Annotated in this window: 13 protein-coding genes; 10 read left to right on the top strand and 3 right to left on the bottom strand. The window is 48.4% G+C overall.

Going from position 1 to position 23,634, the window contains the following annotated elements:
- The first annotated feature begins 619 nt into the window (after positions 1-619).
- The 8 genes from QUA24_RS16300 to QUA24_RS16270 all read left to right on the top strand — a co-directional run bounded on the left by QUA24_RS16300 (position 620) and on the right by QUA24_RS16270 (position 14,127).
- On the top strand, positions 620-1,858 hold the full coding sequence (locus tag QUA24_RS16300; RefSeq protein WP_333210283.1) for a response regulator: 1,239 nt from the start codon (positions 620-622) through the stop codon (positions 1,856-1,858).
- 446 nt (positions 1,859-2,304) lie between these two features.
- Positions 2,305-2,556, top strand: coding sequence for a hypothetical protein (locus QUA24_RS16295; protein ID WP_333230756.1), 252 nt, complete (start codon positions 2,305-2,307; stop codon positions 2,554-2,556).
- Entirely contained in the window at positions 2,556-3,089 is a 534-nt protein-coding gene (locus QUA24_RS16290) for a chemotaxis protein CheW (RefSeq protein WP_039887356.1), read from the top strand. The genes QUA24_RS16295 and QUA24_RS16290 overlap by 1 nt, the downstream gene beginning before the upstream one ends.
- Before the next feature lie 147 nt (positions 3,090-3,236).
- Positions 3,237-6,329: a methyl-accepting chemotaxis protein gene (locus QUA24_RS16285; protein WP_333230755.1), complete on the top strand. Its 3,093-nt coding sequence runs from the start codon at positions 3,237-3,239 to the stop codon at positions 6,327-6,329.
- A 57-nt stretch (positions 6,330-6,386) separates the two neighbouring features.
- Complete coding sequence (locus tag QUA24_RS16280; RefSeq protein ID WP_333230754.1) at positions 6,387-7,142, top strand: HNH endonuclease signature motif containing protein; 756 nt, start codon at positions 6,387-6,389, stop codon at positions 7,140-7,142.
- The gene (locus tag QUA24_RS27345) at positions 7,090-7,290 is read left to right on the top strand and encodes a helix-turn-helix domain-containing protein (RefSeq protein WP_445242622.1); all 201 of its coding nucleotides are present in this window, start codon (positions 7,090-7,092) and stop codon (positions 7,288-7,290) included. Before QUA24_RS16280 ends, QUA24_RS27345 begins: the two co-directional genes overlap by 53 nt.
- A 51-nt stretch (positions 7,291-7,341) precedes the next feature.
- Positions 7,342-12,651, top strand: coding sequence for a response regulator (locus QUA24_RS16275; protein WP_333230753.1), 5,310 nt, complete (start codon positions 7,342-7,344; stop codon positions 12,649-12,651).
- 255 nt (positions 12,652-12,906) lie between these two features.
- Positions 12,907-14,127: a Rid family detoxifying hydrolase gene (locus QUA24_RS16270; protein ID WP_333230752.1), complete on the top strand. Its 1,221-nt coding sequence runs from the start codon at positions 12,907-12,909 to the stop codon at positions 14,125-14,127.
- A 359-nt stretch (positions 14,128-14,486) separates the two neighbouring features.
- Here the strand turns inward: QUA24_RS16270 and QUA24_RS16265 are convergent, their stop codons facing one another.
- Positions 14,487-16,640, bottom strand: coding sequence for a polyribonucleotide nucleotidyltransferase (locus QUA24_RS16265; protein WP_333163904.1), 2,154 nt, complete (start codon positions 16,638-16,640; stop codon positions 14,487-14,489).
- Positions 16,641-17,096: 456 nt separating this feature from the next.
- Between QUA24_RS16265 and QUA24_RS16260 the strand changes: the two genes are divergently transcribed.
- Entirely contained in the window at positions 17,097-20,498 is a 3,402-nt protein-coding gene (locus QUA24_RS16260) for a DEAD/DEAH box helicase (RefSeq protein ID WP_333230751.1), read from the top strand.
- Between the two features lie 220 nt (positions 20,499-20,718).
- Positions 20,719-21,546 (top strand): SWIM zinc finger family protein, encoded by an 828-nt coding sequence (locus QUA24_RS16255; protein ID WP_333230750.1) that lies wholly within the window; start codon positions 20,719-20,721, stop codon positions 21,544-21,546.
- A gap of 151 nt (positions 21,547-21,697) precedes the next feature.
- Here QUA24_RS16255 and QUA24_RS16250 read toward each other — a convergent pair whose 3' ends face one another.
- Entirely contained in the window at positions 21,698-22,336 is a 639-nt protein-coding gene (locus QUA24_RS16250) for an HAD-IA family hydrolase (RefSeq protein WP_333230749.1), read from the bottom strand.
- A gap of 172 nt (positions 22,337-22,508) precedes the next feature.
- Positions 22,509-23,474 (bottom strand): tRNA epoxyqueuosine(34) reductase QueG, encoded by a 966-nt coding sequence (gene queG, locus QUA24_RS16245; RefSeq protein ID WP_333230748.1) that lies wholly within the window; start codon positions 23,472-23,474, stop codon positions 22,509-22,511.
- Positions 23,475-23,634: the final 160 nt, after the last annotated feature.

The raw sequence follows: 23,634 nt of genomic DNA, 5'->3' as shown, positions 1-23,634 counted from the left end.
GGGCGAGCAAAAAGGTTGATCGGCACTGAGGGTTTTCCTGACAATTGCCAACAAAGGTTCATTTTGACTGCACCTGATTTTAGGGCTGTGGCAAACCCAAAAAAAACCTCGATCGCAACTCATCCAACCCAACAGACTAGCCTCAAGTTCCCATAGGGGATCGATCGGCACTTGCTGCTGGTAGCAGCGGTAGAACCAGAGAATCCTCGGTATTTTGAAGTTGACCTACGCCAAGATGTGCTGGAGAAACTGACGGCATACTCAGGCAAAAACTTCAAAACTTTGGCGATCGAAGACTTGAACCAGTCGGGAATGCCAGTGTTGCACACTCGAAGAACCCGTGCAATCGTGCAATGTGGATTCCACGAGTTTAGGCAATGCCGTGGGAATACAATGTGAAACTCTACACTTAGAGAATGCCGCGAGTTTCGCGGTTTCAGCTTGTGGACTGGTAGCGCGGCCGAGGAACGGCAGCAAGTATCGCCCTTTCGTCAATTCCCAATTGTGAGATCGGCATCAGCGCGTAAATTATTGACGGCAACTAAAGTCAATCTTTTCGCCAGCACACAGTCTTTCCGAGCTCAGACGCCAACGGTTTTAAGGAGGATACTTTAGCTGCATGCAGGGAAATTTGAGTGAAATAGACATCCGCAGCATCCTGCAATTGATTGAGTTAGGTCAGCGAACCGGAGAACTGTTCGTAGAGGCCTACACCTCCACCGGCAGCAGCACGGGTACTCAACCTACCCCGCGCTCCCTTGCAGGACAATCCTGGTATGTCTTCTGCTTCAACGGTCAGATTATTTACGCTACCCAGAGTGCGGGCAGTTTGTTTCGGTTGCGCGACTACCTGCGCCGCTACAAAGCAGATACCGCCCTCGACAAAATCCAAGTTCCCTATATGGCATCTACCAATGCCCCAGAATACGGCTACCTATGGGCCCTGCTAGAAAACCACATCCTCACCCCAGCTCAAGGGCGCAACATCATCCAGAGCATGATCCACGAAACCCTATTTGACTTGCTCAGTCTCCACCAGGGTTCCTTCACTTTTGAAATGGGCCCAGCTTTGGCTCCTCAACTGACCAGCTTAGAAATTAGCTCCCTGCTGGCCAAGATTGTCAAACAGGTGCAGCAGTGGAAGCAGTTTCACCCTCACATTCAGTCGCCCAACCAATGTCCGGTGATTTCAGACCCATCCGAGCTGCGAGTCGCGCTGCCTGTCAATACCTTTAATACTCTCCGACGCTGGGCCGATGGGCACACTTCGATCCGCCAAATGGCCCGCTACCTCAACCGAGACGTGCTCACTGTCGCTAAGGCGATTTACCCCTTTGTGCAGCAGGGATTGGTGCAAGTATTTTACGAACCCTCTGTTGCCCCGGCCAACAATAAAAAAGAATGGTCGTCCCCAGAAACCAAGGTTCCGAGAGTTGTCTGTATTGACGACGACAATACTATTCGCAAAACAGTCGAGTCAATTTTAAATGAACACGGTTACGAAGCTACTACGATCGGCAATCCCCTCCAAGCCCTGAGTTTGGTGTTTCCACTCAAACCCGATTTAATTCTGTGTGATATCGCCATGCCGGAACTCGACGGCTACGAAATTTGCGCTATGCTGCGTAGTTCGAGCGCTTTCCGGCAGACGCCGATCGTGATGCTGACGGGCATCGACGGATTTATCGACCGCGTTAAAGCCCGCATGGCCGGAGCTACAGACTTTTACACCAAACCTTTTGGTGAAAGCGAGTTATTGATGCTGGTAGAAAAATATGTGGGTCCGGGCTACCCTCGGGTCAATCTCTCAGAAAGATTATTAGACCGATCGCTAGAAGACCAATTAGAAGAAAAATAACTTTCGCACCGATGGCAGGATGGGAGCTTTTTTGTACCTGCGGTTAGCTCAAGTCTCGGTCACCACAAAGAGAAAGCTGGGGGTACTATTGGCGATCGCACCATAAACTAGAATGTATTAATCCGCGCGCTGGCATAAGGGCGTCGGTAAAACTCTGTTCAATTTCTAGACCCAAGTGGTCTAACACGCTCAAAGTGCAAATATAATATACTTGTTCTCCACTTGTAGCCGCTCCGAAAAACTGATGTACAGAGCTACTTATTGCTAGGTATTTCTGTACAAAGTCAGAGAGTGCAATTGTCAGTCTTAAGTGACTCCGTTCATGATTGTCGCGACACCAGCCATGTCAACAACTCCTCGCTAATCCGAGTATCGGTTTAGCATTCATCGCAGAAATTACCCAGAGTTTTACCAATGGAGACGGCGGTGGGATTACAAAGTGAAGCTTGAGGGGTTTCAAATTAATTGTTCGTACTCTATTTGAGCTAATTTGTAAACATTGGTCGCGCGAATTTATTGATGGCAGTCAATTATTGACGGAGCAAATTTATTGCCAAGTACCTCCGGCAGTAGCGCCATTCACCCCTTGGCTGTGTCAAGCTTGGCTGTGTCAAGTTTCGACTATCGAAGTTTCGATCAAGTTCTTCTTGGCGGGAAACCTCAACAATTTGCTAGAAATGCAGGTGTCAGAATTATGATTAGCGGTAGCCCAGACTTTATATTACCAGGACTAGGCGTAGATCCGGCTCCGGAATTCCAAGAACTAGAAACTCCCGAAGGCGAGCTGCACCTGCGGTTCTACGTTCCTTCGGGGAACGAGTTCGCTCTGCCGGCGACAGGGATTAGAGAGGTACTATCCCCTTCCCCAGACCGCATGACACCGATCCCCAACGTTTCCTCTTTGCTTTTAGGTACGCTAAATATGAGAGGACGAGTGATTTGGGTGGCGGACCTGGGTCAATTTCTGGGAGACCAAACACCTCTGAACACAGATAGACCGGAAATCCCGATCGTGGCTGTGGAAGACCAAGACACGATTTTGGGGCTGGCAGTCGATCGAATTGTGGGGATGGACTGGCTCGACGTAGAGCAACTGCACTCTCAGAACAATGCACCAGACGGCATGATTCCATTTCTGAGGGGAGAATGGATGTTAGGTGCACCAGCTCAGAAAGTGCTCCGACTGCTAGATCAAGTGAAAATTCTGCGCTCGGCGCGGTGGGCAGCGTGAAATCGATTTTAGATTTGCGATTTGCGATTTTCGATTGAGGTCTAAACATCAACAGTCACACGACTTGAGGCGCGCATCTAAACATTCAATTCAAGATAAAAATCAAAAATCTCAAATCTAAAATCTAAAATCCAAAGAGGGCGGCAAATGGCAACAAGTACCAACTTTCAGCAGGACTACCAACGGGCAGAAGCGGCCTACATGGATGGCAATTATTCAGAAGCCGCAGCCCTAGTTTATCAATTAGTAGAAGATTTTCCCGAAGACCCCAGCGCTCGCCTGCTGTGCGGACACATTTACTGCTACGGACTGCAACAGTATGAGGTGGCGCGGGAACAGTACACGGTTGTGCTAGGCCTGAGTGATGACCAGAGTTTGGTGGAACACGCTCACAGCGGAATTACCTACACTGACCAATTTTTATCTGGAGAGCTGCAAACGGAAAATTTCGAGGCTTTGTCTGCTGAAACGGAATTAGAATTTTATCCAGACTTATCTCTTGATGAAGGTTTAGAAGACCCGGATTTAGGACTTTTCCAAGGAAATTCACCATCCCTTTCCTATAGAAGTCAATCCCCAGACGACATGGAAAACGAGGACTTGGCAGACTTGGGGATGAGTGGCTTGGGGTGGGAACCAGAAGACGACGATGGCGCAGGCTCAGTCCCAGATTTAGCCTCACATTCTAACCCCTTTGGTGGCGACAGCGGCGGAATGGCAGCTTATGCTGAGAACTCCGGCTCTCTAGAGATAGACGAATTTGCCGACTCGGACTTTGGAGACCCTTTTGCCTTAGATGATGGAGGGTTTGATGCTGCTGACTTGTCTAGCAGCAAAGTGTCTGGTTCAAGCGCACCTTACTCAGGAGATTCGTTTTCCGAAGCTCCGACTCAGATGCTCAACGGTCAAAGTTTTGCCTCTTCAGAAGTCGGGAATTCCTTCGACTCGAACCCACTAGACTCCCCCATCGCGCCCTCGGACAATTTGGGCGAACCTTTTGCTGCGCTCGATTTGCCAGACGAATTCGACGATAACTCCGACTACGACTACCAATCCCCGCCCCAGAGTGGTCAAAATTACGGTCATAACGCACCTGGGGCCGAAGAGGAAGACCCTTTTGCCGAGGCGATGCCCTCGTCGGGTTTGGGGTCTTCTCGATCTCAAAACAAACAGCCGAATAACGGGTCGGACTACTCGTCAAACTATTCGCTGGCGGAAGACGAAACGCTGTTGATGGGAGGTGCTGTCCCCAACTCTCAAAGTCAAAGGTCGAGCCGGGGACAATTTAATTCAGTCGATCGAGCTTCCGCCAACAGCAACGGTTACAGCGACTCGGAACCCCCGGCCTTTAGCTCTAGAGACAACTTCGAGTTAGATGCTTTTGAAGACGACGCTTTTAGCGATTCTTTCTCTTTCGACGAAAACGAACAAGCGACAGCTTTCGGGGCGTCCGACAAGAACAACAGCGCCTGGTCGTCAAAAACTGGGAACGCTCAAGAACACAGCGACTTTTTAGACGAATTTGACGAATTTGACGATTTGGGCAATTTGCCTGACTTTGATATCTCAGAAGATGCCAGCAGTTCGATATTGACTAGAGGTAACACCAATTTCGGCAACTCGACCAGCGGCATGATGGGAACGACAGGCAGCAGCCTGGACTTTGACAACAGCGATGGCTCAGCAATTCGGGATGACGAAATATTTAGCATAAGCGGCCCGGCTGATGCGTCTGTGTCGAGTTTTTCTCCCACCGAAACAGAAGCAGTCGATACTTCGGTAACAGTAGAACAGGGGGGACTGGCTTTCTTGGAAAATGCCCCTTTGTTTACAAAACAGTTGTACACGGCAATCGGGGCGGGACTGGTTTCTCTGGTAGCTGTGGCTTTCGTCACCAACATTGCCTCCTATCAAGCTCTGCGGCAAGACAAACCGGAGGCGATCGTTTACCTGCGCCAAACAGGCTGGGTAATGACCGCAGCCGCAGGCTTTACCAGCTTTTTAACTTCTTGGGGCATCGGCCAGTTGATCGCCAAGCAGGTACGCAAGTCGTCGGATAATTTGCAAGCTCAGTTCGATGCCGTATCTCAAGGAACTTTGGACGCTCGCGCTACGGTTTACTCGGAAGATGAATTTGGCAAAATGGCTGCTAAATTCAACCACATGGCGAAGGTAATCCAAACCACGATTAGCGATACCAGGCGCAAGTCTGACGAGCAGGAACAGGCAAAAGAAGACTTGCAGCGCCAAGTGATTCGCTTGCTAGACGACGTGGAAGGAGCGGCCCGGGGTGACTTGACGGTGACGGCAGAAGTGACTGCAGACGTTTTGGGTGCTGTTGCTGACTCGTTTAACTTGACAATTCAAAATCTGCGCGAAATTGTCCATCAGGTGAAGCAGGCGGCTCGGGAGGTCAGCAAAGGCGCTACGGATAGTGCCAAGTTTGCGGGCGATTTGTCTTCCGACGCGCTGCGACAAGCTGAGGAACTGGCGGCAACGCTGAATTCCGTGCAAGTCCTCACCGATGCGATTCAGCGGGTCGCAGAGAGCGCTAGAGAGGCGGAAGAAGTGGCCCGGGGCGCGGCGGCAACGGCTCTGAAAGGGGGCGAGGCTGTGGAGCGGACGGTGGCGGGGATTTTGGAAATTCGAGAAACAGTAGCAGAAACAACCAGAAAAGTCAAGAGGTTGGCGGAAGCTTCTCAAGAAATTTCTAAGATTGTGGCTTTAATTGCGACGATCGCCTCCAGGACGAATTTGTTGGCCCTCAACGCCAGTATTGAGGCGGCGAGAGCTGGGGAAGCGGGCAGGGGTTTCGCGATCGTGGCAGACGAGGTGCGACAATTGGCAGATCGATCGGCTAAGTCTTTGAAAGAAATCGAACAGATCGTGATGCAAATTCAAAGCGAAACCGGCGCGGTAATGACGGCGATGGAAGAAGGGACCCAGCAGGTTATTGAGGGGACAAGATTGGCAGAACAGGCGAAGCGATCGCTTGAAGATATCATTCAAGTAACTAACCGAATTGACGTGTTAGTGCGATCGATTACTGCCGACACTGTAGAGCAAAACGAAACAGCTCGCGCCGTGGCCAGTGTGATGCAAGCTGTCGAATTAACTGCTCAGGAAACGTCCCAAGAAGCGCAGCGAGTTTCGGGTGCTTTGCAAAATTTGGTGGGCGTTGCTCGCGACCTTTTGACATCGGTGGAAAGATTCCGAGTAGAAACAGCAGAAAGGCAGTAATCAATTGTCTAATGCTAGTTTTGCTGGCTGATTTACAAGCACGTTAGTGTGGAAACAATGGCAGAAAAAAAGCAACCTCGCAGTCTTGAAACCGCTGCGAGGATGCCAATCCAACACCTAAAGGAAGTAGGAGTTGCACAGATGGACGACAACATAGTAGAGGTGATTCCTGGTATATTTAGTGAAATACAGCCGACGGGCTGTATTATCTGTACCCTATCAAAAAACAGCAGGGGCTATGCCAACAAAAGAATTCGCATTAATGGTGAATGGAAAACGCTGAATGTTCACAGTTTAGTATTAGAAAATATCTTAGATCGTCCGATTAGATCGGAATACTTTGCTTGCCACACTTGCGATGTCCGCAACTGCATTAATTCCAACCATTTATGGGAAGGTTATCGGCTGGAAAATTCTCAAGATAGGTTTAAGAAAGGACGTATTAAAGATGTCGGAAGTACATCCGCTCCTCAACCTCAAAAAAAACTGCGAGGGATAGAAATAATTCCCGGTATTCGAGCCCAAATACAGCCGAACGGCTGCATGATTTGTACGTTGGCTAAAAGAAGTGATGGTTACTCGGTGCAAACTATTAAGATTAACGGGAAAAATCAAAGTTTCTATCCCCACAGACTTGTACTAGAACACAAACTGGGAAGACCTGTTAAACCCGGTTATTTTGCGTGTCACAGTTGCGACGATCGCGGTTGTATCAATCCCGACCATTTGTGGGAAGGAACCCCCGCCGATAACTCCCGCGATGCCAAGCGAAAAAAACCGCTTTCCTTTCGTTCCAGGCAAGATATGTCCTAACCGCAAACTCAAACCCGAACAAGTGCAGCAGATTCGCTATCTTTTAAGTGAGGGCATATCGAAAGCAAAAATAGCCAGTACATTTGCCATATCTCGCAGTCAGATTATTCTCTTGGCAAAGGGCGAGATCTACAAAGACCTTCTCTAGAACTACTAACATAGACCCAATACAATAACGCTTAAAATCAGGAATAAAACTATGCTACCGGAGCAACAACAGAGGATAATGGGCTACTTTATTGAGGAGGCAAAAGACCACCTCAATACGATCGAGCAAGGCTTGCTGAATCTGCAAACCACGATCGAAGACCCAGAACTGGTCAACGAAGTATTTAGGGCTGCTCACTCTGTCAAAGGAGGAGCAGCAATGCTGGGGCTGACCAGCATTCAGCAAACAGCTCACCGACTAGAAGATAGTTTTAAAGTATTAAAAGAGTGCAGCGTTAAAGTAGACCAACAGCTAGAGTCCCTGTTTCTGCGAATTTTTGACACATTGCAAGGGCTGTTAGAGCAACTGTCGGGGCCTTTTGGACTGACAGAAGAATTGGGAGAACAGATGGTTCGAGAATTAGAACCAGTATTTGAAGAACTTAATGGGCACTTGGGGGGACTCGTTGGACACGGAGAATACCATTCATACCAGAGCAGCGCTCTGGCCGTACCCGAACCAGTTATGGCGGGGATGGGAGTCGGGGCGTTGGCCTCATCAAGGAGTATTCAGGATTCGCGGTCAGTTTATGCACCTGATGCCAGAGCAACAGAAGACAGCGCGCTGCAGCTAGTATTTGACTCGGACGTGCCGGCGAGGATGCGGGAACTCCTGCAAGAGTTTAAACAGCCGGAGGGGCCAGAAAGCAGGCGGCAACTCAAGAACATTTGTCGGAACTTGCTCAGGGCCGGGGAAGAATTTGAACTGCCCTGCTGGATAGAATTGATCCAAGCTGTATCCAAGGCGATCGCCAACCCAGAAAATACCTACCGCACCTTAGCGCCAACGGTGATCAAAGACATCAAACAAGCGCAAGAACTGGTAATTTCTGGTCTAGAATCGTCGATCGCACCAAGTGCAAAACTTCTGGCGCTGCAGCCGGCTGTTCTGGTTCCAGAAACAGATTTTGAAGATTTGCTGGCCTTCGCTCAACCGAGTAAATCCGGGAAAAATGTGGTTTCTGTTGAGGATGAGGCCTGGGATCTGGTGGGATCGGGCGATGCCCCGGATGGATTGAACAAGTTGCTGCCGACTATTTCGGGGCTGAGTATAGACGAGCTGTTCGACCAACTCGACAGTGGCAACAGCAACGATGACAGTGGCATTCGATCGTCCCAGTTCGACGCGGATTCCGCCTTCGCAGAATCGGATATAGAGACGGGTGCTTTTAGAGGCTCGACCCGCACCGGCCCGGAAGTGGGCGCGGCAGAACTCAACACTTTAGCTGACTTGTTTGACGGCGAGTCCCCGGATCTCGATGGCGCTTGGGAAGAAGAAGAAGACCTCGACTATGCACAGTCTTCTGGGATATCGGCAGGAATGCTGGGGTCAGACGATGACAATTCCGGCGATTTTACTGATTTGTTGTTTGACGAATACGATGCGGAAAGTTCCGAAACGAACACGAAGCCTCCGATTGATGACCTGACGAGTTTGTTTGGGGAGGATTTGCTGTTTGGAGAGGAGGCAGAGGGCTCGGCAGTAGCTGCCGGTCAGAAAAATGCGGGTTCGAGCCAGCGGTTAACTCGCAAACAGGTTAAAACGGGTAACGGTAAGGGCGGTTTGGAGCGGCGAGACGAGACGGTGGCCCCAGCCAGGGGACAAGCTGACGAAGATGCTCTCGGTACGCTTTTGGACGAAGTGGCGGCCCAAACTTCTGCAGGTGGTACGGACAATGCTGATTTCGAGAACTTGTTCGGCGATTTAGGCTTATCTGAGGCAACAGGTGGGCTGGCAGTATCTTCGGAGTATTCCCTGAAGTCTGAGGCTTTAGACGGAGAATCGAAGAAGCCTGCAGCAGGGGGGGGCAATGATTCAGCGGAGGCCGAAGCGGTTGGTCTGCCTGAAATCGATGATTTCGAGTTGTTCTCTGAGCTTGGCGAGGATTCGGATTTGAGCGAGTTGTTGGGGATTACTTCTAATTTCCTTTCTTCAGAAGACGAAGGTGGGGAGAACGGGGGCGATCGATCTCAAGCTGCAGGCACCGCACAAAATGAGGAAATGGGCAACGTTCTTAACATGACATCAAATTCTGATTTAGATATCTCTGCGGATGAAAACTGGCTAGAAGATGCTTTCGGCATGGAAGACGAGTCTGTGCAATCGCTCAACCTGGAAGTGGACGATACGGATTTAGATGCGCTGTTTGGGGATATGACCTCGGACGCGATTTCTGAGGATGAACAGACTGTGCGGGATCGGCAAGGAGCTGCTACTTCCCGAGAAGCGGCGGATTTGGCTGAGCTGTTCGGTTCTGTACCTACGGGTACTGAGTATGACGGAGAAGCTTCGGGGCAAGCCCGTGGGAGTTGGTCCAATGATGGGCATTCAGAATTGCTGAGTGCGGATGTGGGAGTTGATGAGGGCGACTTGGGGAGTTTGTTCGAGAACAATGGTGCGGCTGTTTCCGACCAAGGCTTGGCAAATTCGGCAGAGCTTGAACTTGGGGCTTTGTCCGACGATCGTCCTGAGCCGGAAATTTCAAATGTCGAATCTGATGAGGGCGCAGCTTTCGATTTCTTGGAGGATATGTTTGGGGAGGGCATGATGCAGCAGGGCGATGCTGGAGCGGTGCCAGATGACGGCGCTGCTGTGGCTCAAGAGGAGTTGTCTGCCCAACCTCCCGATGGTTTGTTCGACGAGGCGAGTGCGGATTTGTTCGATCGAGCCGAAACAGATGCCGCCGGGGAGTTTGAGGGCGAAGATGATTTGTTTGATGCCCTGGAAACGGATTTTTCGAGTGTGGATTTAGAGGCACTGCCTGCAGAATCTCTCGATGGTATGTTTGATGGGGATGCTGACTTGCTCTCGGCGATGGAAACCGGGGCTACTCTCAACAACCAAGAGTTGGAGGGTTTTGACGATTTGTTGGATTCGATCGATGCTGAGGTTCTGGTGACTTCGGAACTGACGACGGGCTTTTGGGACGCTGAGGACGAGTCGGCCGAGGCAGATTCCTCGGAGTTGGAAGAGGGATCGCTGGCAGACTTTTTTGCCGAGGGCGAATCAGGCGATGAGGATGATGCCGAAGGCAATTTTGACGATTTAGAAGCTCTGTTAATTGCAGGGGGTGCGGGAGCTGTAATAGCAGCTTCTGGGAACACAAATCAGAGTCCGGTAAATACAGAAGTTTTTTCGGATCTCGAAGAACTCCTCAGCGAGAGCGCAACTATGCCGGAAATTTCTGCACCGGCGACAACTGCCAGTAAAGCTTCGCGCGCTGCTGCCGAAGAGAGCGACGACGAATTTGGCGATTTGGAAAAACTGCTGGAAGATCCCAAGGACAGCGGCCGCCAAGGGGAAGGCAATATGGGGCCGTCGGCGATCAACAGACCCAGGCGGAATGCCCGCGCGGGCGGGTTCGGCGACCAGACGATGCGGGTGCCGGTCAAGCAACTGGACAACCTCAGCAATTTGATGGGGGAACTGGTTGTGAACCGCAACAGTTTGGAGCAAGACCAAGAACGGATGCGGCAGTTTTTGGACAATTTGCTGCACCAGGTAACGCTGCTGAGCGATGTGAGCCAGCGGACTCAGGATTTCTACGAGCGGAGTCTTTTGGAGATTGCTTTGCTGGCAAACCGGCAGGGACACCGATCGGCCTGGCGCTCTGAGGATTCGGCGCACACCAGGGAAAGTGCCTGGAGACCGGAGGAAATGGACAGGTTTACTCCTTTCCACAGTTTGGCTCAGGAGATTATCGAGCTGATCGTGCGGGTACGGGAGTCGGCGGCGGACATTGAGTTTTTGGTGGATGAGGCGGATCAGGTGACTCGCCAACTGCGGCAAGTCACGACTCAACTGCAAGAAGGTTTAACTCGCGCCCGGATGAAGCCGTTTGCGGAGACAACGGACAGGCTGTTCCGGGCGGTGCGGGAAATTGCGATTAAGTGCGGCAAGCAGGCTCAATTGCAGGTTGAGGGTAAGGATATTTTGATCGACAAGATGATTGTGGATCAACTATATGACCCGATGACTCATTTGGTGAACAATGCGATTACTCACGGGATCGAAGCGCCGGAGGTGCGTCTGGCGGCTGGGAAGCCTGCAGTCGGCAGGATTACGATTCGCGCTTTCCACCAAGGGAACCAAACCGTGGTTTCGGTTTCTGATGACGGAGCCGGAATTGACCCGCAAAGGGTGAAGGCGAAGGCGATTAAGCAGGGTATGCTGACGGCGGCTCAGGCTCAGAGGATGTCTCGCTCGGAAGTTTACGATTTGCTGTTTATGCCAGGTTTCAGCACTCAGGAACAGGCGACGGAGTACGCCGGTCGGGGGGTCGGTATGAATGTGGTGCAGACTTCGTTGCAGGAAATTCGGGGCACTGTGTCGATCGATTCAACCATTGGCAAGGGGACTGTGTTTACGATCCGTTTACCTCTGGTGTTGAGCATTTCTAAGGCTCTGACTTGCATTAGCGATCGAGCTCGCATTGCTTTCCCGATGGATGGGGTCGAGGATATGATCGATGTCCCTCGCGATCAGGTGACGACGGGGGCGGATGGTTTGCCTTGCATTGAGTGGCGGGGTCAAAGCTTGCCGTTCCGGCCACTGCGGGATCTGCTGGCTTACAGCCGCCATTTGGGTCGGGGCAGTGTTTACGGGTTTAATACTGACGATGACATGATTTCGGTGATTGTGCTGCGCTCTGCTGGCAATTTCTTGGCGGTGCAGGTGGATCAGGTTTCGACGGAACAGGAAATTGTGATCAAGCCGTTGGAAGGGCCGGTGCCGAAGCCGATCGGGATTGCTGGGGCCACGGTGCTCGGAGACGGTCGGATCGTGGCAATTGCGGATGTTCTGGAGCTGATCGATTTGGCTACCGGCAGGCTGCGGAAGGATACTGGCGGTACGCTTTGGGATGAGGGCGATCGGGCTGCTGCCGAGGCGGAACTCGAGAAGACTGAGCCGACTGTGCTGATTGTAGATGACTCGATTACCGTGCGATCGCTATTGTCGATTACTTTTGAGAAGTCTGGCTATCGTGTGGAAGAAGCTCGCGACGGTAAGGAAGCTTGGGAAAAGATGAAATCTGGTCTGCCTTGCGATATCGTTTTCTGCGATATTGAAATGCCGAGAATGGACGGTTTGGAACTACTTTCTCGGATGCAGAAGGATGCGGTTTTGTGTGAATTGCCGATCGCGATGCTAACTTCTCGCGGTGCTGACAGACACCGCCAAATGGCTTACAGTTTGGGCGCGAAGGGCTATTTCACTAAGCCTTATTTGGAGGAGCAATTGCTTGATGCTGCTTCTCGGATGTTGAAAGGTGAGGTTGTTGGTGCTCCGGTTGGTGTGTAATGTGTAAATCGGCATTTATCTGCGGTTGAAAAAGGTAATTTCTTAACCGCAGATGAAAATGGATTAAGGCGGATTGACGCAGATAATCTCTAATTTATCTGCGTTTATCTGTGTTTATCTGCCTCTATCTGCAGTTGAAAAAGAAAATGTATTAACCGCAGATGAAAATGGATTGACGCAGATTTAGATCGCGCTTTGGGTTTTGGTGGTAGGCTGGGAAAGCGGGGTGTAGCGAAAGGGCGATCGAGGTTATTTATGGATGCTAAAGAACTTTTAGAAAAATACGCAGCAGGACAGCGCAACTTTCAAAAAGCACAGTTAAGTGGGGTAGACCTCAAAGGTGCATACCTGAGTGGAATAGACCTAAACAGTGCTGATTTATCAGAAGCTCAGTTGAGTGACGCAATTTTGACCAAGGCAAGCCTTCACAATACAAATCTCAGTAAGGCCAACCTGACAGGAACAAATTTGAGTGGGGCGCAGGGAAATTCACAAAATATGATTTCGGCAAACCTTAGCGGTGCTAATTTAAGCGGATCGTGCTTCAATCATTCCAAGTTCTGGGATGCTAACTTAAATCAGGCAAACCTTAGCGGTGCTAACTTGAGTAGTGCAAATTTAACTAGAACCTCCTTGATTGAGGCCAACCTAAGTAAAGCCACATTAAGTAGTGCAATCTTGACCCAAGCAGACTTGACTAAAGCTGATTTAAGTCGGGCAGACCTAACTGGTGTGACGCTTCAAAGTGCAAATTTACAGGGAGCTAAACTTCAGTTAACTAAGCTATCTAAATCTAACTTATCATGGGTGAATTTGGATGAAGCTTATCTGGTTGGAGCTGATATTCAAGGGACAAATCTCAAAAAATCCAGCCTGCAAGGTGCAAGTTTGGAAGCAGCCAATCTGCAAGGGGCAAACTTGATTAAAGCAAACCTGGATGGAGCAAACCTGAAACAAGCAGAATTGACAGATGCAAATATTTATGCAGTAAGTATTGAGGATGCAGACTTCACTGGTGCTATCATGCCTGATGGAGAAATCTACAATCAAGAAACTTCGGAAAAATTATCCCAAAAAGTGACATCTATGACGCGCAAAATTATTCGTACTGACAAAGCACCGGCACCAGTGGGCCCTTACAATCAAGCGATCGCCGCTACGGGCACTATGCTGTTTGTAGCTGGTCAAATTGCGATCGACATTAGACTAAACGATATTGTCTACACCGACGACGTGGCAAAACAAACCGAACAAGTTATGGCAAATCTCGAAGCCATTCTCACAGAAGCGGGCGCTACTTGGTTGGATGTGGTAAAAACTACGGTTTTCCTCAAAGATATGAATGATTTTGCCGCCGTGAATGCGGTTTATGCGAAATATTTTGATGCGGAAACTGCACCGGCGCGCGCTTGTGTGGAGGTTTCGCGTTTGCCGAAAGATGTGTTAGTTGAAATTGACTGTATTGCTGTGATTTGATTTGAGCTTCTTTTAGATGCCAGACTTTTTCAAGAAGTCTGGTTTCTGGATATTTTGTTTTTTTTAATATTTATGAGCGATTTAACCGCAGAGGGCGCAGAGGGCGCAGAGGAAGAGGGGAGAAAGTTGAATAATTCCAAGGTTTACTTATAGCAACCGCCGAGGGTAAAGTGCGCGACTGTATTAACTTCTACAGCCGATCGCACTCTTGTCGATCTGTCGCTGTCGCGCACCTACTCTCAAATCAATCTGAAACAATCAGATTTCATCTCAACTAGCAATTAGCAATTACCAATCACCAGTTACCAATTAGCAATTAGCAATTACTCTATAAGTAATTACCAATTACCAACCGTAAACTATTTATTCAGCGCTTCGCGGGCGGCTACCGCTTCGTCGGGATGAATATTCAAGCGGGTCAAATTAATTCGACCTTTATTGTCAATTTCTCGCACTTTGACAATCACTTCATCGTTCACAGCTAACTCGTCTTCCACTTTCCCAACGCGGTAGTCCGCTAACTGGGAAATGTGAATCATTCCTTCTTTTCCTGGCAAAATTTCCACAAAAGCGCCGATCGGAATAATTCGAGTTACGCGGCCGACATAAACGTCTCCTGCATTCAACTTGCGCGTCATGCCTTGGACAATGTTGTAAGCCCGTTGAGCTTTTTCGCTGTCGTTGCCAGCAATTGTCACGGTTCCGTCGTCTTCGATGTCTATTTTGACACCGGTTTCTTCGGTGATGGCTTTGATCGTTTTGCCACCAGGTCCAATTACCAAACCGATAAATTCTGGATCGATTTTCAGGGTTAGCAAACGCGGTGCAAACGGCGACATTTCCTTGCGGGGAGTGTCGATGGTTGCCAGCATTCTTTCTAAAATGTGCAGTCTGGCTGGTTTGGCTTGGCGGATGGCGGTGGCAATCACATCTAAGGGTAAACCTTTGATTTTCATGTCCATCTGCAAGGCAGTAATTCCGGTGTCGGTACCGGCTACTTTGAAGTCCATGTCGCCTAAAAAGTCTTCAATTGCCTGAATGTCAGTCAAAATTCGGACTTCATCGCCTTCTTTAATTAAGCCCATTGCCGCGCCGCTGACGGGTTGGGAAAGGGGAACGCCTGCATCCATTAATGCTAGCGTTGAGGCGCAAACTGAACCCATTGAGGTCGAACCGTCGGAAGAAAGGATTTCTGAAACTACGCGAATCACGTAGGGGAAATCTTCTTTGGATGGCAAAACGGGCAGTAAAGCGCGTTCTGCGAGGGCTCCGTGACCGATTTCTCGGCGTCCGGGCGATCGCATCGGCTTGGTTTCTCCCACGGAAAACGGCGGGAAATTGTAGTGATGTAGGTAGCGTTTGTCTTGCTGCGGGTGCAAGTCGTCTCCTAAGTCTTGGGCGTCGCCTGGGGTTCCCAGGGTAGCTGCGGACAACACTTGAGTCAAGCCCCGATTAAACAACGCACAGCCGTGTACTCGCGACGGCAGCACGCCTACGCGACAAGAAACGGGTCGCACCTCGTCTAGCTTGCGACCGTCTACACGGATGCCATCTTCGAGGATCTGCTTCCGCATCATTTTTTTGGTAACGTCTTTGAAAACGTTGCCGATCGCCTTGCTGTTGGCGGTGGCGGCTAGTTTTACCGGATCGTCTTCCGAGAGTTCGGCGATCGCAGATTCGACTGCATTTGCCTTAACTTCGTCCAATGCTGCATTCCGTATTGTTTTGTCTTTTTCAAATCTTGACAAAATGATGCGGATGGGTTCTTGGGCGCGATCGCGAATGAAGGTTTCCAGGGCCGAATCTTGCGATGGCCGTTCTTCTACCACCAAATCGATGCCCAATTCCGCCATAATTTCGCGCTGGGCTTGAATCAAGTCACAGGCTGCTTCATAGCCGAAGTCGATCGCCTCGATGATATCCTGTTCCGGCAATTGGTTGGCGCCGGCTTCTACCATGATTACTCCGTCAGGAGAACCAGCTACCACGAGATCCAACTCGCCTTCTCTGATTTCGCTGTAGGTTGGGTTGATGATGAAATCGTCCCCTACCAAACCGACTCGCACTGCCGCCATCGGCCCGTAAAACGGCATTTTCGCCAGCAGTATCGCCACCGAAGCCCCCGTCACGGCCAAAACGTCCGGCGGCACTTGTTCGTCCATCGAAACCGTTGTGGCTACAACTTGGATGTCATCTCGCAGCCAGCTTGGAAATAGCGGACGCAGCGGTCGATCGATCAAACGGCCAGTCAAAGTCACTTTTTCCGGGGGACGCCCTTCCCTTCGCAAAAATCCACCGGGAATTTTACCGCCAGCGTAAAGTCTCTCTTCGTAATCCACCAACAGGGGCAGGAAATCAATTCCTTCTCTCCCCTGCGATCGAGTCGCTGTCACCAAAACTGCCGTGTCACCCGACTGAATCAAAACTGCACCGCCTGCTTGAGGCGCTAGTAAACCAATCTTCAGTCTAATATCCCGTCCATCGAAGGATATTGACTTGTCTATCTCTACCATGTAGCACTGCTTCCTTATCTACCACATTCTTTCTCTGTCGGGATCGTAACATTACCACAGGATGTTTGAGAGTCCGACGCCAAAAGACAGGGATAATCGCCTCGCGATCCACTGTCTGCGTCTGGCTTATAAGCATTTATACTCTAAAATTATTTTTGGCAGTCTGGGGTCGGTTCTCCGGTCGATCGCCCGCTAAACGCCTGAAATAGATGGTAGGATGAGTTTTCATTTGGGAATTGGGACGTTGAAGAAAGATGGAAGGAGGAAGAGGGATTTAGTTATTTAGGCTAGGGAATAAGCGGTAAGGTGTGCCATAAGTACCTAAATATACAGGTTCTACCTAATTCCTATCAGGCTCAAATTTTCCTCGGTTTGTTTTAAATAAAATTTTCATAAATTCTATATAAATGCTGTAGTCAACTTCGCACTTAAATACAAATATCAGGGTAAAAAAATATGGCTATCTTACACGGCAGTTGGCTCGTAGAGAATGAAAAAAGTTACTTATTTATTTGGGGAGAAACTTGGCGAAAAATTGAAGCCATTGAAACCATAGAATCGGGGATAAATTTACCACATCCCTTAGCAATGACCGAATCGGAATTTAGGATTTTCCTAAATTCGTTGCAGCAGTCGGGAAAACTGGATTGGCAATTACCGGAAACCGCAGAAAATCCATCGGAAAAAAGCAAAAAAACTAGGCGATCGCCCAAAACTACCAAGGAAGGAATCAGCGCACCCAACTCCTCAATTAAAAGGGAAATTCGGGCGATCGCACTTCCCACCCAAATCTCAGAATCGAACGCAAACCTGATGCCGCAGCACTCAGCAGCAACACTTGAGGAACCAGCTAAAACAGACGAAATTTACCTTTATCCCTGGCAAGTAGAGGGTTTTTGTCTCAACCCTCAAGCAGCTTTTGTTTTCTTGCAATCACTACCGCTTAACAGCACGGAACCAGACTCTTTTGTTGGCTCAGATTTGCGTTTTTGGTCTCATATTGCTAGGTGGAGTTTGGATTTGTTGGCAAGATGCAAATTTTTGCCTGGATTGGAGAAACAGCCCGACGGTTCTGCTATTGCCAAATGGCAACCGCTGTTAGATAGTTCTACAGATACACTCCGCCTCGCCACTTTTGTCAAGCAAATGCCGACGGCTTGCAGAACATATCAATCGAAGGAAGAAGGAAGTTCGGCAACGGATTTTGTAACGGATGTCAGGAAGAAGGAAGAAGGAAGTTCGGCAACGGATTCTGTAACGGATATAACGGATGTCAGGAAGAAGGAAGAAGGAAGAAGGAAGAAGGAAGAAGGAAGAGGGGAAAAAGAAGAAGAATCTAGTCAATTGCCTTTAGCGGTGGATTTGCCGATGGGGGCGGAGGAATTGGTGTTAGGCTTTTTGAGCAGTATAGTAGATAGTCAAGTGCGATCGGCTGGTAGCTCTACTTTAGACATCAAAACAGTTTCTCCTGTGCGTGAGTGGCTGCAAGCTTTGCAGCAAGAATCTGGGATAGTTCAAGTAGAAACAGCAGCATTGGAAAACTTGGCAACCAAGCTGAGTGCTTGGACTGCACCGCTGCAAAACCAATTATCTCAACAAAGTCAATTTCGCACTTGCTTTCAACTCATACCGCCGTCTCCTGGTAAAGCCAACTGGAGTTTAAATTATTGCTTGCAAGCAGCAGATGAAGAGGAATTTTTGGTAGACGCGACAACTATTTGGAACAACTCAGTCGAGCGTTTGGCTTATGCGGGGCGGACAATAGAATTGCCTCAAGAAACTTTGCTCAGCGGCTTGGGTTTAGCATCGAAACTTTATCCGTTAATTGAACCGAGTTTGCAAGCACAGCGGCCTCAATCTTGCCAATTAAATCCGCTGCAAGCTTACGAGTTTATTAAGTCTGTGGCTTGGCGGTTTGCTGATAGCGGGTTGGGCGTAGTTTTGCCACCGAGTTTGACAAAGACAGATGGTTGGGCGAGTCGTTTGGGTTTGAGCATTCAAGCGGAAACTCCGAAAGTGACTCCGGCGAAAGGCGGGTTGGGATTGCAAAGTCTGCTAAATTTTAAGTGGGAATTGACGATCGGCGGACAGCGCATTTCTAAGGCAGAATTTGACAGATTGATTGCGTTGAATTCGCCTTTGGTGGAAATTAACGGCGAGTGGGTGGAGTTGCGCGCGCCGGATGTGAAAGCGGCTCAAACTTTTTTTGTCAGTCGCAAAGAGCAAATGACTCTTTCTTTGGAGGATGCTTTGCGTTTGGCGTCGGGCGATTCTCAGATGATCGAGAAATTGCCTGTGGTGAATTTTGAGGCTACGGGTCAACTTCAGGAATTGTTAAATACTTTGAGCGATAATCAAGCGGTAAGCGCGATCGCAACTCCGGCTAGTTTTCGAGGACAATTGCGGCCTTATCAAGCCCTAGGAGCAGGCTGGTTAGCATTCTTAGAACGCTGGGGTTTAGGTGCTTGTCTCGCGGACGATATGGGATTAGGGAAGACGATCGAGCTAATTGCTTTCCTCGTGCACTTACAGGAAAAAGATTCTCTAGAAGCGCCAACATTACTGGTTTGTCCGACATCAGTATTGGGCAATTGGGAGCGCGAAGTCAAGAAATTTGGTCCGACGCTGAAAGTATTAGTTCACCACGGAGACAAACGCGCTAAAGGCAAAGGATTTGCGGCTGAAATTAAGGGAAAGGATTTAATAATTACCAGTTACGCCCTGGTGTTTCGCGATGCGAAGGAATTTCAAGGCATTAAGTGGCAAGGATTGGTTTTAGATGAAGCGCAAAATATTAAAAATTCCGAGGCGAAGCAGTCGCAAGCGGTGCGGCAAATCCAGGCATCTTTTAAAATTGCGCTGACGGGAACTCCGGTGGAAAATCGACTGCAAGAATTGTGGTCAATTTTGGAGTTTCTCAATCCTGGCTATTTGGGACCGCGCAATTTCTTTCAGCGCCGATTTGCAATTCCGATCGAGAAATACGGCGATCGAGAATCATTGCAGACTTTGCGATCGCTCGTTCGGCCTTTCATCCTCCGCCGCCTAAAAACTGACAAAGAAATCATCCAAGATTTGCCCGAAAAACAGGAGATGACTGTATTTTGTGGTCTGGCGGCTCAGCAGGCGGGATTATATCAGAAAATAGTCGAAGAGTCAATAGCTGAATTAGAGTCAGCCGAAGGTATTCAGCGCCGGGGAATGATTCTGGCTTTGCTGGTAAAACTCAAGCAACTTTGCAACCATCCGGCTCTTGTGAAAGCAGAAGCTAAGCCGAAAGAATTGGAGATTAAGAGTCAGGAATCGGGGAAATTGCAGCGGTTGGTGGAAATGTTAGAAGAGGTGATCGCTGAGGGCGATCGGGCTTTAATTTTTACTCAATTTGCAGAATGGGGAAAACTCCTGAAACCGCATCTAGAACAGCATTTAGGGCGAGAAGTTTTGTTCTTGTACGGAGGAATTCGGCAACAGCAGCGGGAAGAAATGATCGATCGCTTCCAGCACGACCCCCAAGGCCCGCCGATTATGATTTTATCCTTAAAAGCTGGGGGTACAGGTTTGAACTTAACCAGAGCAACCCACGTTTTCCACTATGACAGATGGTGGAATCCCGCAGTAGAAAATCAGGCAACTGATCGCGTATTTCGCATCGGTCAAACTCGCAATGTGCAAGTCCACAAATTTGTCTGCACTGGTACGTTAGAGGAGAAAATACACGATATGATCGAAAGTAAGAAAGCTCTAGCCGAACAAGTAGTCAGCGCCGGCGAAAACTGGCTCACCGAGCTAGATACAGACCAACTTCGCAATTTACTAATTCTCGATCGCAATGCTATCATAGAAACGGAAGAAGAGTAATGTGTTTAATTTTCTTTGGTTTCTAGTTAGGACTTTAGTTCTCAACCATCAGAGGAATTACGCACTCTGACCAAAGAAACCGGGTTTTCTAACAGGATTAAAGGTTACAGTCAAGTTTTTTGGTAAAAAACCCGGTTTCTGACTCTCCTAGATAACTAAAGCTTTCTTTCTCCTTCCTTCTTCCTTCTTCCTTCTTCCTTCTTCCTTCTTCCTTCGGCTTATGATTGACAGAGAATGGTGGACACAACAGTGGTTAGATTTAATAAATACCTACCGCTTCAAAAAGCGCTTAGAACGTGGCTGGCAATACGCGCGCGAAGGTAAAGTTCTCAGCATTAAATTCCCTAACCAAGAAGTAATTGCCGTAGTTCAAGGAACTGATCCAAAACCCTATCAAGTTTCTTTAGGCCTCGACACATTGAGCGATGAAGATTGGGATTATGTGATTGAAAATATGTCGCAAAGAGCCGTTTTTTCAGCTAAATTACTAGCAGGAGAAATGCCGCACAATATTGAAGATGTATTTGCAGCGGCGGGCAAAACGCTATTTCCGTTAAGTTTATCTGATATTCGATCGCGCTGTAGCTGTCCTGACCCCAAAAACCCTTGCAAACACATCAGTGCAGTATACTACTTATTGGGCGATCGCTTCAGCGAAGATCCCTTCGTACTCTTTCAACTGCGGGGGAGAACCAAAGAGCAAATTTTGACAGCACTTCGTCAAAGACGAGGTACGCAAGGAGAGGAAAATTCCCAACTCAACTCCGGCGAAAATGCCCCCACTACGAATTCTAAATTGCCAAAGGTCGATCGCTTTTGGGAATACAATCAGCAGCTAGAATCATCTTTAGTAGTCATTGTACCGCCACCCAGCAGCGAAACAGTATTAGATATCTTAGGCCCAATTCCCATCGCAACCGACGGAAAAGGAAGCGCTAGTAAATCCTCGCCCGCATCTGACGCACTCAAGCAACATTTTAGCAAAATCTACCAAGCAGTTAGCCAGCAAGCAGTTTTAGCAGCACTGAAACGCGGCGAAGGAGATTAACCTAACTTCCGCCCAGAGAGAATAATAGAGACTATGGCTGATAACAAATCAGGCTTTAATACCTATTTTATTCTTTAGTCCCTCTCTGCAGGAACGAGAGTTTGTGTAAAATTGATTTCAACGGAGGAGTCTTACTTTTGGCAATTTCAGTTTACACTTCCCGCAAATTACTCATAATCTCTATCAATTCTTGGGGGCGTTTAATCAAAAAATCGGGATTGTGTGCAGCCAAAGCCTCCTGAGAATTAAAACCCCAAGCTACAGCCATTACCTTAATTCCTGTTTTTCGAGCAGCTTCTATATCTCTAATCTCATCTCCCACATAAACAACTGCTTTAGCATTTATATTTTCTCTTTTTAGCCAGCTATTAATAACTTTATGTTTGCCAAAAGTTGAGCCAGAGTAAATAAATGTGAAAGTGTCTTGCAAACCGTTTTTTTCCATCGATGCCAAGACGTTTTCTCTGGAATTAGATGTGATAATGCCCAGTTGAAATCCCAGTTTTTTTAACTCCAGTAAAACTTCTTTAATTCCCGGAAATAATTGAATGTTGGGAATTTCGCTGCGTAACTCTGCTTTCAACATTCTAATCAACAGCGGGAATTTGAAGATAGAAATGCCAGAATACTGAAGGAGTTGCCAAGAAGTTAAATTGCTCAGTTGAGCGATTTGCTCCTTGGTCGCAGATTTAAAGCCTAATTCTACTGACAAACGGTTGGTGATGCTTAGAAGAATATCGATTGTATCTGCTAAAGTACCGTCAAAATCAAAAATAATTACTTTGGTCATGGGACAATAGCAAATAAGGAACGGGGAAGCATACAATTTTAGATTTTAGATTTTAGATTGGGAATGACTTACTGCATAATGTATTGACTATTGGCGATCTGTACATACACTAGGGTTATTATCTATAGGGTAAGGTGTCCCCTAAGCACCCTGAGTGCGAACATCTCAACTTTTAATCGTTAATTTGATTGGCTTTCGCATTTCGCCGCAGCATTTCGGGTTTAATGCGCCGCAGCGCCGAAGCTGTAAATCTGCGGTTCCATTCCTCGTCGGAAATGTCGGCTAATTCTGCAAGTGTCGGCGCTATGTTTTCAGGATAAGGCTCAAAGTCGGCAACATCAGTTGGTTTAGCAAATCGCTGATTCCAAGGACAAACATCCTGACAAATGTCGCAGCCTGCTACCCAACCTTGTAAATTAGATGCAATTTCGTCGGGCAATTTTTCGGCTCGATTCTCGATCGTGTGATAGGCTATACATCGATCGGCATTTACCACAAAAGGCTCAGTAATTGCTCCCGTCGGGCAGGCCTCAATACAGCGAGTGCAAGTACCGCAATGTTCCGTATGAGACTCATCCGACGCTAACTCCAAATTAGTCAAGATTTCGCCCAAAAACACCCAAGAACCGTATTCGCGCGAAATTACATTACCATTTTTAGCAATCCAACCAATCCCGGCACGCTGCGCCCACATTTTATCCTGAACTGGCCCGGTATCAGCATAATACCGTGCTTCAATTCCCTCGCCTTGCGATCGCAGCCAATTTGCCAATATTTTCAGTTTTTTGTGCAAAATTTTGTGGTAATCCCTTCCCCAACCGTAGCGAGAGATTTTAGCATATTCGACCCCTGCCTCGCCCCCCTCCTCACAAGGGGGATTTGAGGGGCGTTGGTGAGGTGTGTAGTAGTTGATGGCGACACATATTAATGACTTCACCTCTGGCATGACTAATCGAATATCCTGCCGTTTCGGGTTTGCCATCCATGCCATATCCGCCTGATAACCCTTGTCCAGCCAAGCTTGCAATCTTTGTTTTTCTAGATCGAAATCCGTGTCTGTGGAGGCAATCCCGACTTTGTGAAATCCCAACTCAAGGGCTTTTTGCTTAACCAAATTGCTGCTAATTGGCGCTTTCATTTGACACCAGGCAAATATTTACCTTTCGTATTGACTATTTTAACTTTATATGATACATAAAGCGACTTTAATGATTGGTTGCCTAAATAAACTAATTCGGCGCACAGTCTAGTGATGGCGATCGCATTTGACCAAACTATCGATTATAGTTTGGTAACTC

It is taken from the genome of Microcoleus sp. Pol12B5 (assembly GCF_036701335.1).
Taxonomy (GTDB): domain Bacteria; phylum Cyanobacteriota; class Cyanobacteriia; order Cyanobacteriales; family Microcoleaceae; genus Microcoleus.
Note: the sequence above shows the minus strand (reverse complement) of the source record. Positions and strands in the feature narration are given on the sequence as shown.

Excerpts from the sequence above, each read along its gene's own strand:
- QUA24_RS16270 (WP_333230752.1), top strand. The coding sequence starts at position 12,907 with ATGGATGCTAAAGAACTTTTAGAAAAATACGCAGCAGGACAGCGCAAC.
- queG (WP_333230748.1), bottom strand. The coding sequence starts at position 23,474 with ATGAAAGCGCCAATTAGCAGCAATTTGGTTAAGCAAAAAGCCCTTGAG.
- QUA24_RS27345 (WP_445242622.1), top strand. The coding sequence starts at position 7,090 with ATGCCAAGCGAAAAAAACCGCTTTCCTTTCGTTCCAGGCAAGATATGT.
- QUA24_RS16275 (WP_333230753.1), top strand. The coding sequence starts at position 7,342 with ATGCTACCGGAGCAACAACAGAGGATAATGGGCTACTTTATTGAGGAG.
- QUA24_RS16255 (WP_333230750.1), top strand. The coding sequence starts at position 20,719 with ATGATTGACAGAGAATGGTGGACACAACAGTGGTTAGATTTAATAAAT.
- QUA24_RS16300 (WP_333210283.1), top strand. The coding sequence starts at position 620 with ATGCAGGGAAATTTGAGTGAAATAGACATCCGCAGCATCCTGCAATTG.
- QUA24_RS16250 (WP_333230749.1), bottom strand. The coding sequence starts at position 22,336 with ATGACCAAAGTAATTATTTTTGATTTTGACGGTACTTTAGCAGATACA.
- QUA24_RS16265 (WP_333163904.1), bottom strand. The coding sequence starts at position 16,640 with ATGGTAGAGATAGACAAGTCAATATCCTTCGATGGACGGGATATTAGA.
- QUA24_RS16280 (WP_333230754.1), top strand. The coding sequence starts at position 6,387 with ATGGCAGAAAAAAAGCAACCTCGCAGTCTTGAAACCGCTGCGAGGATG.
- QUA24_RS16285 (WP_333230755.1), top strand. The coding sequence starts at position 3,237 with ATGGCAACAAGTACCAACTTTCAGCAGGACTACCAACGGGCAGAAGCG.
- QUA24_RS16260 (WP_333230751.1), top strand. The coding sequence starts at position 17,097 with ATGGCTATCTTACACGGCAGTTGGCTCGTAGAGAATGAAAAAAGTTAC.